Genomic DNA, 12,246 nt, shown 5'->3' on the forward strand with positions numbered 1-12,246 from the left:
ATTGATTAAACCATTCCAACAAAACCTTAACTAAATGAAACTAACAACTAACCAGAAACCAGACAAAACGCGATTTTTTGCCATAGTGGTGATACTGACCCTCTTTGAATTGGGTACGTCCATTACCGTTCATGCAGAAACGCCACTATCTGCAAAATTAAATCCAGCGAACATATCGCATCATTTTGCACTGCATAGGGAACCAAATGATTTAGAACATACCTTAACCAATTTCATTGAAACTTCAGCATTTGAAGCCATCACCGGAACGGTAAAAGATGCGAAAGGAGGCGTCATCCCAGGTGCAAGTATCACAGTAAAAGGAACAAACCGTGTAACCTCATCAAATAATTCAGGGGTTTTCAGTATCGAAGCAAAAGCTGGGGAAACGCTGGTAATCAGCTCAATTGGTTTTGCCAGCAAAGAAGTGATCATCAGCGGAACCACTGTTGGTGTAGTTACGCTTTCTGAATCTGCAGAAACACTTAGCGAGCTTGTAGTGGTAGGGTATAGCGTACAGAAACGCCAAAGTTTAACGGGCGCATTAAGTACCATCAGTGCCGACAAACTAAAAAATGTGACTTCTCCGAATGTACAAAACCTGTTGGCGGGGAAAACGCCTGGTTTATTTGTTGCACCAGGTTCTGGTAAGCCGGGAGCAACAGCTGCGGTAATTATTCGCGGTCAGGCCACCTTGAATGGAACAACCAATCCATTATGGGTACTCGATGGAGTTATTGTTGGCTCAAGCCCAGGAGAGCTTAACCCGGAAGATATCGAATCGATCACGGTTCTAAAAGATGCTGCGTCAACAGCCATTTATGGTTCTCAGGGCGCTAACGGCGTTATTGTTGTGACTACAAAAAGGGCTAAATCTGGTCAGATGACAGTTGATGTGAGTTCTCGAACAGGGGTAAACCAGTTAACCAACGGGAACCTGAAAATGATGGATGGTGCGGAACTGTATGATTATTTTGCCTCTTTCGCAAATGCGAATACCATCAGCTTTCCGCGATGGAAACCCGATTTGCGTGACAGTAATTTTGATTGGTGGGATTTAGCTACAAAGACCGGCTTCAACCAAAATCATAATGTTTCGCTTCAGGGCGGAACAGAAAAGCTGCAGTCGTTTTTGTCTGTAGGTTATTATGATGAATCTGGCGCAATCAGGGGTTACGATTATGAACGGTATAATTTCAGATTAAATACCACCTATATGCCTTTTTCATGGCTAACGGTAAAGCCATCTCTGGTAGGATCAAGACGTAGCGTTTCTGATCGGCAATATTCGGTAACCTCTATTTACTCGAATTTACCTTGGGATAGTGCTTTCGATGCTAATGGAAATTTAGTGCCTCACCGCTCACCGCTATGGGTAAACACTGCCAGCACAAACTATTTATACGATTTGCAATGGAATAAAGGTTCGAATGTAAATTATGAATTCATGGGGAATTTAGATTTCGATATCAAAATTACCAAGAACCTTACTTTTGCATCAGTTAATAATTACCGCTACAACAGTTATGCTGCCGCAGGTTATACCGATCCACGATCTAATGGTGGTTTAAGTGTAAACGGAAGGGTAACCGATTACCGTTCGGAATACACAAGAAGGTATACCAACCAGATTTTGCGTTACACCAATAACTGGGGAAAGCATAACCTAAATGCATTGGCAGGCTATGAGTTTAACGATTTCAGTAGTAAAACTTTGGATGCTTATGGTACAGGTATTGTTCCTGGATTTGAAGTGCTGGATGTAACCGCAAAACCAGAGCGAACCAGAGGAGGAATTAGTCAGTGGGCGGTACAGTCTATGTTGTTTAATTCCAATTATGATTATGATGGCAGGTATTTGGCACAGGTATCACTTCGTAGAGATGGTGCTTCAAATTTTGGAAAGAAATACGGCAATTTCTTCTCTGTAAGTGGTGGATGGAACATCAGCAGAGAGGAATGGTTCAAAGCGAAATACATCGACATGCTGAAAATTCGTGCTGCCTACGGCTCAGTGGGTAATCGTCCGGCCAGTTTGTATCCGCAGTTTGATTTGTATGCCGTAAATCCAGCAGCTGGTTATAATGGTATTCCCGGGTTGTTAATTAGTCAAATAGGTAATCAAAATTTAACCTGGGAAGAAACGTATACTAGTGGCCTGGGATTGGATGTGAATGCTTTTAACAATAGAGCTAGACTAACGGTAGATTACTACATCAAGAAAACAGACAACATTCTATATAATGTACCCATCTCTGGCTTGACAGGAATTACCAGTATCACACAGAATATTGGTAAAATGAGCAATAAAGGTATTGAAGTTGCCCTGGGAGGAGATATTTTCAGAACTAAAGATTTTACCTGGAGCTTGGATGTAAATCTTGGTCACAATAAAAACAAATTGACTGATATTTATAAAACCCGCAACGCAGATGGAAGCTATACCGCAAAACCGTTAATAGTGGGTGATGGTGCAGGTATTGCAGGTTCAGCAAACCGGGTAATTCAGATTGGCCTGCCAGTTGATACTTATTATATGAAAGAATGGGCGGGCGTAAATCCAGCTGATGGTAAGCCAACCTGGTATACAGTAACAAGAGATGCTCAAGGAAATGAGCTTTCCAGAACAACCACTTCAGATTATTCAAAAGCTACTGATGAAAAGTTGGATAAGGCTTCTCCTGATTTATTCGGAGGGATTACTACTTATCTGAAATATAAAAACTTTGATTTAAATGCAGTTTTTGGTTACTCATTGGGCGGTAAGGTTTATAACTATTCCCGTCAGGAATATGATGCTGATGGTACTTATACCGATAGAAACCAAATGGTTTTGATGGAAGGTTGGTCGAGATGGCAAAAACCGGGAGACATCGCCACACATCCGGTTGCCCGTTACAACAATCAGGATAAAGGAAATTTAGTGTCGTCAAGGTATATCGAAAGCAATGATTTTTTCAGAATGCGCTCGTTGGCTTTGGGTTATAATTTTGATTTGAAGAAGTACAAGATCAAAAATCTAAGAGCTTTTATTTCCGGAGAAAACCTGTTCGTCATCACAAAATATTCAGGTGTAGATCCGGAGATACCTGTTAGTGAATCTGACGGAAGCGTTTTGTTTACCGCGGGGCCTTCGGTGTACCCAATGACCAGGAAATTCATGTTTGGTATTAATGTTTCATTCTAATCATTATAAAATGAAAAAGATCATAATCATATTGTTGGCAGTGATTGCCATCTCATCCTGCAAAATCGATAGAGAACCTTTTGGTTCCTTGCAGTCAGAAAAGATAAATAATAATCCGGAAGAGTCGATAGATGCACTACTCAATGGAACCTATGCCCAGTTAAAGGCCTGGTCTGATCCGATGCATCGTTTAGGTGAATATGCTGGAGACAACATCATGATAAGGGGTTCTTCTACTGATCCTTTTTATGAATTTATCTCCTTTGCCAGAACGCCCAATAACGCAAGGTTATCCACTTTTTGGGATAGTGGATACAAAGCTATCGCCCAAGCTTCAAATATTATTAATATCATCCCTCAAGGCAAAAGCACAACTTTAGATAGTAAGCTAGGCGAATGTTATTTTATTCGGGGCATGGTATATTTTTACCTTGTGCGGGCTTATGGCCGACCATATTACCAAAATCCAGAAACCAACCTCGGGGTGCCAATTGTAAATGGAACGCCTCCGGATGTGATTAACTTAACTTTGCCCGACAGATCGACGGTTAAAGCTACTTACGAGCAGGTTATTGCAGATTTGAAAAAGGCAGAAGAACTGATCAATATCAATAAAGGATCTATTTTTGCTTCCAAAGAGGCTGCTCAGGCTTTGCTTTCCAGGGTTTATTTGTACATGAGTGGAACCTATCAAAGTCCCAATCAAACTTATGCACAATTGTCGGTAGATTATGCCACAAAAGTGATTAACGCGACCAGCCGATATAGCCTTTTGCCTAGAGCAGATTTTATGAAGTACAATACCTTTTTGCCAGAAAACAATAGAGAAACCATCTTCGCAATTAAAAGGGTAGCTTCTGAGTTTTCTGGATCAGACCATTACTATGGCATTGGCGGGATGTATGCCAATATTGGGGGTCAAGGTTGGGGCGAAATGTATGCCAGTGCAAAATATATCGATTTGTTAAATGAAACCGGTAGAAACGACTGGCGACCAACTAAATATAAAATTGTAGATGCCAGAGCAGCTTTTATTGAGCCCACTTATGCTACCAATACCTCAGGGGCTTATACAGAAGTTTTTAGATTTATCAAAGATGATGCGGCCAATACCTTAAATTATGTTCAGGCAAACATCACCCGAAACGGAAGCACCATTACCTGCACCGAAGGGACGGATGTATATACTTTAACACCAGTAGATGCTGCCCAGGAAATTTACAGTATCAATTATAAAAATGGTAAAACTTATACCGGAGTAATCGATTTCTTTATCAGCTTAAACCGGGTATATCCACAATTCTACATCGTAAAGGATTCTCGAGAGGGAGAAAATTCACACCTCCATTCGCCGGTGATTAGCCGGCTTGGAGAAATATATTTGAACCGGGCGGAAGCTTACGCTAAATTGCAGCGTTATAGTGATGCCCTTGTAGATTTAAATCTGATCAGAACGCGTTCGATTGTTAATGGTGGCTATAGTGCATTAACATCGGCCAACGCAGGCGATCTGATCGATAAAGAAAGACAACTTGAATTGGCATATCAAGCCGAAAGAAGCTTTGATGTATTTCGTAATGGTAAACCCTTGGTACGCAGATATCCAGGGCCTCAAAATCAGACGGTAGATGTACAGGCGAGCGATTTTAGAGTTGTTTATTATATCCCTCAAAGTGCAATCAACTCTTATCCTGGTAAGTTGACACAAAATCCTACGCAATAACGCGGATGATAAAAACATGCTTCGGTAGCAGCCGAAGCATGTTTAGCTGAATTTATTTATTAAACCCCAAAAGCCTGATATTTTATCGGGCTTTTGAGGTTTAAATACATATTGATGAGAAAAATTTGTGCAATTATTAATTACACTTTCAGCAGGCCGTATTTATAGGCAAATGAAATTAGCGAAGCACTGTTTCGGGATTTGGTTTTCGACAGCATTTCCAGTTTAATTTTTTCAACCGCTTTTTCCGACAGGGAGAGCTTATCTGCAATTTCTTTGTAGGAATAACCGAGAGCGATAAGTTCTAGTGTTTTATGATCTACCTGTGTCAGGCCCATAAAACTTGGTGCATAAACGTGATTCTTTTCCATAGAGATTATCAATAAAATTAGTTAAGAACTTTATCAATTGGAATGGTACAAAAGGGCTATTCTTGGATTCTGTATCTAACAAGAGCTTTCAGCGGGCTTGAACGATAGTTACTGCATCTCACATGGTGAGCTTTAAAAAGTCTTGAATATGGAACTGGAGGATATCCAAGCTTTCGAGAATTTCAATTCTTATTTACCGGAATAGGAGGATACTACTGCATTGTTTTCTAAAAATTTGGACATCAGTAATATCAATTTTCCTATAAATTGTGTCTATAAGCCAAGCTACCTCAAGCTCGTTAGCTTCACCGCAGTAAGCTTATCTACTTTATTTCTATTCGGTAGTTTTAAGGCCGGGATGATCGCGAATGCGATGATGACTGCAGAAATAAGAAATCCATCCTGCAATGCAAAATGCTCTGCAATTTCCGTAGTTCTACCGAGTTGTAAATAGTACTTATTGATATAAGTATGCATTATTCCACTAATGGCAATTCCGACAGAGCCCCCAACTTGCTGTAAGAGACTGTTTATTGATGTTGCCGTAGCCGTTTGCCCGGCATTTATAGAATTTAAAAGTGATGTTGAAACAGGTGAAACCAATAAACTCATGCCAAAGCCACGTACCGCCATTGCCAGTATGATAAACCAGATGTGGCTGTCCGAATTCATGAAAGCAAATTCAGCCATCGAAATTGCTATCATAACGATGCCCACTACCGAAGGATTTCTGATCACCCCTCTGTCGGCAAGTTTACCAGCGTATGGTCTCAATAAAAGCATCATCAATGCGTTTGGTAATAACAATAGGCCCGTTTCAATCTCCGAATAGCCCATCAATCCCTGTAAGAGAAATGGAAGAAAAAATAATCCGCCATATAATGCGAGTGAGCGGATCAGAATAATTACGGAACAATTGATGAATGTTGCGGACTTGAAAACGGTGAGGTCAATAAGAGGATTATCTTTTTTGGATGAACGGATAAATAAAAATAAAAATACGATGGAAACAGCCAGACCTACTCCATATTGCCATGGTGCGATATCAGGATCAGTGATCATGGTAAGGCTTAACTGTAACAATATGATAAATATGCCGAAATATGCATAGCCGCCCAGGTCGAATGAAGGTTTGAGCTTAGGTTGCTTTTTAAGAAATCCTAAAAAAAATACGCTCATGATTATGGTAATAATTCCGATTGGAATATTAATGTAGAATATCGATGGCCATTCGAAATAGTAAGTAAGTACACCACCCAACGTTGGACCAATCGCGGGTCCCATAACATTTCCTATGCCCCACCAGCCAATCGCAGAACCTCGCTGTTCTTTTGGAAAGCTATCGGTTAAAATGGCCAATGATGTTGGCGTGATTGCCCCACCTCCAATCGCTTGAAATATCCTTGCCGCGATTAAAAAAGATAAGTTGGTGGATAAACTACAAAGCAATGAACCGGTAGTAAATATGATAACGCTTGCGATGAAAAGATTATAATATCCGATTCTATTTTTCAGCCAGTTGGTTAAAGGAATAAAAAGGCAAAAAGATATCATATAACCCAGAATAACCCATTCTATGCCATTAATACTTGCTCCGAACTGTTTCTGGATAACAGGTAGCGAAACGTTGACAATGCTGCTATCGAGTGCAGCCATAGCTGTTCCAAGCATAAGGGTGATTAAGACGGCTATCCGATTTTTCATCTATATTAATTTTATGATCTGAGGATTTGCTTGTTTAATTCTTATTAAGATAGGAAATCATACAACTATTATCCTCATTGACATCCCAAATTTCCGACAGATATCACAATTCTGTTTGGAATGATCGTCAAACAGACCGATCGAATCGTTAGGAAGTGGATATATTTCGATAAAGGCTGGCTTCACATTTTTCTCTTAAGATAGACTTGGCGATAAATAACTTCAAAATTAACGGATTTGTTTAGCGCTAATAAATACACCTCATCTCGTTAAGAATTAAAAGACTATTTTTCTTTAAAATGCTGATGGTTGGATTGGGTTTTCTTTTGTCCCCGAATTGTCCTGAAACAACAAAAGGAGCCCCTAAGGACTCCTTTTGCGTTAATGCGGAGAGCGAGGGATTCGAACCCCCGGACCTGTTACAGTCAACAGTTTTCAAGACTGCCGCATTCGACCACTCTGCCAGCTCTCCGCTGCAAAAGTACGAACTTGGCGCTAATCTGCAAATGATTTTCGCTTTAATATTATAGTTTAAATATTAGCGCTTGTTAATCATTTAGTTAGCCTTATTTATATTTTCCATCAGCCTCAAAAATACCTTAACTCATGGCTCGTTCTCGCTCAACAGATAAGATTCCGTTGCCTTCAACAATGAAACAAATCAATCCAATTAGTACTAGAGAGGAGAACCAGAATTCTGAATAGGGTTTAAAAATTCCACCTGATATATTGATAAAAAATACCGCCCCAATAAGAATAGGCAGATTTAATAGGCAAAACAGCCTGGTATGGGTACCTAATGCAATGCAAATACCGCCTAAAATGTGCAATACGACAATCAAGTGGGCTAGCAAACTTATGCTTACTGCTGTTCCCAATACGGCGCCTCTCATTAAATAGCTAAAGGCTTCCATATCGGTATAGAACGAAATTCCTTTCCATACTAAAATGAGACCCAACAAAATTCTAAAATAATCTAACCATTTTGGATGATGCTGATCTCCCCAAGCTTGAATTTTCTGTAGTAGTTTCATAACTTCTATATTTTGGTTAATTCAATTTACAGAAAATAAGGGAATGATGCAACAATTTAACATTATAGCAAGCTGCCAGGAGCTAATTCATAAGGCGCTTTTCCTTGTTCGAAAATTCTGGTTTGTTCAGATCCTTCTACCGTGATTTTATCACCAAGCCTTCTAATCCAATTCCCTTCTCTCAGTCCGACTACTTTTTGTGTATTTTGAGTTAAAAACTCAGCAATTCTGGTTTCCCTGGTTTCGCCATTGTGCTTCGAATCAGGATTTGGATCAAGATAATGGGGGTTGATATTGAAAGGAACCAGACTCATGCAATCGAATGAAGATGGATAAACAATGGGCATGTCGTTGGTAGTTTTCATGTTAATTCCACCGATATTGCTGCCTGCGCTGCAACCTAAATAAGGTTTTCCGTTAACGATGTTTTCTTTTAATACCGGCATTAGCGCCAAATCGTGAAGCACTTTTACCAAGAGAAAGGTATTGCCGCCACCAGTGAAAAAACCTTGAGCATGATTTAGTGCCGCTTTTTTGTCGTCAAATTCATGCAAGCCGACAACTTTTATATTCAGTTCCGCGAAAAAGTCAAAGGCTTTCTGCGTATAATCGTCATGTGAAATTCCTCCTGGTCGGGCAAACGGAATAAAGACAATCTCGGTCACACCAGCATATAACCTGATTAGTTCGTACTTAAGATATTCTAAATAGTTACCTCCATATAGTGTTGAGGTTGATGCTAAGATAATGTTCATAAAAAATGATATGTGACACCAAAATCGGTTTAATTCCGCTAATTATCAACATTATTAACCAAAGTGTTTCAATTGTTCATGGGTTCCATCAAGCCGTATTGGACATTTTTATGTCAGTACATTTATTTTTGATTCTACTCAGTGTTTCCAAACGCATGCCGAGATAACTGGCTAGATAACGTTGTGGAACGCGAAGGGAGTCTAATTTAGTTCTTTCAATTTTTGCATATCGTCCTATCGCGGTAGGAATCCGTGCCAGCATAGATCGCTCGGCTGCATCGTGATATTGTTTTTGGAGAATTTTCCTCCCGATTAAATTGGCTTCTGGATAGCTCGAGTAAAGAAAGTCGCTCAGCTGATAGGGGATTCTGATAAGTTGGCAATCTTCAATGGCCTGCAAATATTCGACGGAATAATGAGATTGATCCATCGGATGTTTGATGGCTTCAATCAGTTCATTTTCAAAAGCAAATCTGGTACTGATGTCTTTGCCTTGCTCTTTAATGAACCCTCTTACACTTCCGTTTAGTAAGAAATACATGGCATTGTTAGTATCAATTGGAGAAAGAATATACTTGTTTTTTCTGATCTGAAGGAGCTGACATTCTCGTTCCAATTGGGAGATAAACTCTCGGGATAAGGAATTAAATTCCGTTAAATAATTAAAAAAAGGCTGTAGAAATTCACGGCTTACAGAAGTTGTGATCATTTGGTTCAGGACTAATAGGGATAGACAAATTGCGTAATCAACCATCAATAAACGATGGTTGATTACTTGTTCAAATGTATCTCCTCTGCAAGAAAGAAACCAGGTTTATGACCGTATTGATATCTAACGATTCAATCGTTAGGCTAAAAGATCACCTTCCATGTCTTTTTCCGAGGCTTTTTTCTGAAAGTAGGCTTTTGGCATCAGTCCTTTTTCCTTTTTGAACGCATTGTAAAATGTGGCTTGGTTTTTAAATCCTGATTCTTGAGCGATGGCTTCAATCGTCATTTTTTCCGATTGCAGCGGATAGTGCAGCAGGAAATGAGAAACGCGATACCCATTGATCCAATCGCGGAAGTTTTTGCCAATGTGTTTGTTCAGTACAAAGGAACAGTGGTGAACGGGGATGTTAATTTTATTGGCCACATCGATTATTTGTAGCTGGGAATTTAAATAGAGCTGTTCATTTTCTAATGCATCTTTCATCAGAACCGAATACAATGAAATTTGCTGCAGCGGTATATTATTTTTTCTATTTGAATGCAGCGTAATCTGCTTACCATCTACGGTGTCGTCATTCTGGAGAATAATAGCTTGATCGAGTATTGAATCAGTTTCGGATTCCGTTTTCCGCTGTTCACCATTTATGGCTATAAGCAAATACCCATAAAAAATCCGCGGGCGATGAAGCGCATAAATAAGGATGAGTAATAGTACCGAGCAATTTAAAGCGATAAAGAAATGGTTGTATAGCGGAATTTGCATCGATCTAAATAGGAGGGGAAGTAACCCGGCCGTCTGAAAAAAAGTAGCAGCGCTTAATAAAAACAAGAGCCAATCTTTTTCTTCTTTTTTAAGGTCGGGACTATGACTTTTCGTAGTCAATACAGCTCGCCAGCACAAACACATATAGACTATAATCAGTATTGGCCTAAGTAAATTGTGAAAATATGCTGGAAATAAACCGCTCCTTAATTGTAGGGAGAGGTAGCCGTTTTCGCCTAATTGATCGCCGATTGCTTTCCAGTTAAAGTTTGCCCCACCCTGCCATGGAATAACATGTATAATTGCCACAAGGGCGGGAATGAAATGAAGCCATTCCCATTTTTTTAAGCGACGCTTGCGACGTAAGAAACCGCTGATATACAGGTAAAAACATGCAGGAGCAGCGAAATATAATGGAGTGAAGCCCTGAAAAAATAATCTCAGAGCATTCGTTTGTCCCGAATTCATTAGTATGGCAGTAAAAATCTGGCCGAACCGGGCGAAAAATACCAGCGAAAGTAAGATGTTCTGTCTTCTAATCCCACTTTTTGCAAAGAACAGATTCAGCGAAAATAAAAGCAGAAAAAAGCAGGTAATGCTAACTAGTATGGTTAAGAGCTGCATATTCCCACCCAAGGTAAGGCTTTGTTTTTAATTTAGAATGAAGGCAATATGATTATTGTGTATTTTAAGATTGAGGTGATGGTGGCGGGCGTTTTATTGAGGATATTTTAGGCATAAAAAAAGCCACAGTAAGTGGCTAATTAAATGCTAATCTTTCCAACTAAATGATTATTCTATCTTTAATCTTTATCGCTGGATTACCTTGATAAATACCATAAGCAACTAAATTAGAAGTTGCTACGCTACCCATAGTTAGCACTGCATGGGATGATAATACTACACCCGGACAAACTTTCGCAGTTGCGCCAATCCAAACACCATTTTCCAATAGGATAGGCGAGGTAATCAGATCAAAAGTTTGGTTTTTATAGTTATGGTTGCCGGTAATCAAAACAGCTTGTTGCGATATGCAGCAGTTTTGTCCTATTTTTACCATTTCCAGATTTTCTATATAACAGTCTGCTAACCAGCTGTAATCACCAACCTCTAGTTTCCATGGGTATTTAATATGAATGCCTGGTTTGATGCGTACTTCTTTGCCAATTTTTGCCCCAAACAACCTCAACAACATCACAAGTATTCCGCTTACAGGTATTAACCTACTTTTGAAGAAAAAAACATCAATGTAATACCATAGAAACTGCTTCAGCTTGGAAGCACCAATCTTAAAATCACCAGTATTGAAGTTTTTACTTAATTGTGTTTCTGACAATGCTTATTGTGTATTTAATATTTTCTAACTCTTAGTTTCAATAATTGCCTTCTCATTCTTCTCGATTCCTTTCACCTTTGTATTTTTCCTGATCCAGATATAAAGCATAATGAAAATAACGATATATACCAGAACATTAAAAATCTCATGGTGATATTCGAAATAGTTTCTTTGACTTTGGAAAAAGCCAAACAGTAAACCCAGGCCGGCTATTCTGCCAATATTCAAAAGGTAGATTGATATAATTCCAATGATGAGCATTTTAAAGGTTGATTTCCAGGATGCGGGAAAAGCCAATACAAAAGCAGCTAGGAAACTCATTACGCCTAAACCTAAACAAGAATAATTAATTCGCAGATAGGGCCCATTCACCACCATGACGTCCATTTCGTTATGAATAGCGTAAAAACCGAACAATTTAATAATCCAAACAGCAGGTTTAATCAATGCTGTTTTTAATCCTTGAATGTAATCAAAATGCTCAGCAATGTAGGGGTTATAATAGCGACCAGTTGGCTTCATCACACTGTTCATAAAAATATTCCCCTGACTAAAAAGGATGTAAAGTACAAATAATGTAACTACGAACTTAATTGCTTTTTTGTCTGCTTGTTTCTTGGCTGTTCTAATCTGTATTTCGTCCATAAAGAAAAGTAAATTTA

At 39.2% G+C, this 12,246-nt stretch carries 10 protein-coding genes and 1 tRNA gene; 2 read left to right on the forward strand and 9 right to left on the reverse strand.

Annotation, left to right across the window (positions count from 1 at the left end; genetic code table 11):
- Positions 1-34: 34 nt before the first annotated feature.
- Both ACZZZC_RS06925 and ACZZZC_RS06930 read left to right on the forward strand, forming a co-directional pair.
- Positions 35-3,187, forward strand: coding sequence for a SusC/RagA family TonB-linked outer membrane protein (locus ACZZZC_RS06925; RefSeq protein WP_463486839.1), 3,153 nt, complete (start codon positions 35-37; stop codon positions 3,185-3,187).
- 10 nt (positions 3,188-3,197) lie between these two features.
- A complete protein-coding gene (locus tag ACZZZC_RS06930; RefSeq protein WP_463486840.1) occupies positions 3,198-4,910 on the forward strand; it encodes a RagB/SusD family nutrient uptake outer membrane protein in 1,713 nt (570 codons plus the stop codon).
- 140 nt (positions 4,911-5,050) lie between these two features.
- Here ACZZZC_RS06930 and ACZZZC_RS06935 read toward each other — a convergent pair whose 3' ends face one another.
- The 9 genes from ACZZZC_RS06935 to xrtY all read right to left on the reverse strand — a co-directional run bounded on the left by ACZZZC_RS06935 (position 5,051) and on the right by xrtY (position 12,229).
- Complete coding sequence (locus ACZZZC_RS06935; RefSeq protein WP_056851915.1) at positions 5,051-5,281, reverse strand: response regulator transcription factor; 231 nt, start codon at positions 5,279-5,281, stop codon at positions 5,051-5,053.
- Positions 5,282-5,566: 285 nt separating this feature from the next.
- Entirely contained in the window at positions 5,567-6,985 is a 1,419-nt protein-coding gene (locus ACZZZC_RS06940) for an MDR family MFS transporter (protein ID WP_463486841.1), read from the reverse strand.
- Between the two features lie 387 nt (positions 6,986-7,372).
- A tRNA-Ser gene (locus ACZZZC_RS06945) sits at positions 7,373-7,457 on the reverse strand.
- A gap of 127 nt (positions 7,458-7,584) precedes the next feature.
- Complete coding sequence (locus ACZZZC_RS06950; protein WP_463485419.1) at positions 7,585-8,019, reverse strand: DoxX family protein; 435 nt, start codon at positions 8,017-8,019, stop codon at positions 7,585-7,587.
- Between the two features lie 62 nt (positions 8,020-8,081).
- Positions 8,082-8,774, reverse strand: coding sequence for a dipeptidase PepE (gene pepE / locus ACZZZC_RS06955; RefSeq protein ID WP_463486842.1), 693 nt, complete (start codon positions 8,772-8,774; stop codon positions 8,082-8,084).
- 88 nt (positions 8,775-8,862) lie between these two features.
- Positions 8,863-9,483: a Crp/Fnr family transcriptional regulator gene (locus tag ACZZZC_RS06960; RefSeq protein WP_463486843.1), complete on the reverse strand. Its 621-nt coding sequence runs from the start codon at positions 9,481-9,483 to the stop codon at positions 8,863-8,865.
- Between the two features lie 138 nt (positions 9,484-9,621).
- Positions 9,622-10,716 carry a helix-turn-helix domain-containing protein gene (locus ACZZZC_RS06965; RefSeq protein WP_463486844.1) on the reverse strand — a complete coding sequence of 365 codons (1,095 nt, stop codon included), beginning with the start codon at positions 10,714-10,716 and terminating at the stop codon, positions 9,622-9,624.
- Between the two features lie 316 nt (positions 10,717-11,032).
- Positions 11,033-11,584, reverse strand: a complete 552-nt coding sequence (locus ACZZZC_RS06970) for a WcaF family extracellular polysaccharide biosynthesis acetyltransferase (protein ID WP_463486845.1) — start codon at positions 11,582-11,584, stop codon at positions 11,033-11,035.
- A 24-nt stretch (positions 11,585-11,608) separates the two neighbouring features.
- Positions 11,609-12,229, reverse strand: coding sequence for an exosortase Y (xrtY, locus tag ACZZZC_RS06975; protein ID WP_463486846.1), 621 nt, complete (start codon positions 12,227-12,229; stop codon positions 11,609-11,611).
- Between the last annotated feature and the right edge of the window lie 17 nt (positions 12,230-12,246).

This window comes from Pedobacter sp. AC212 (assembly GCF_979258625.1).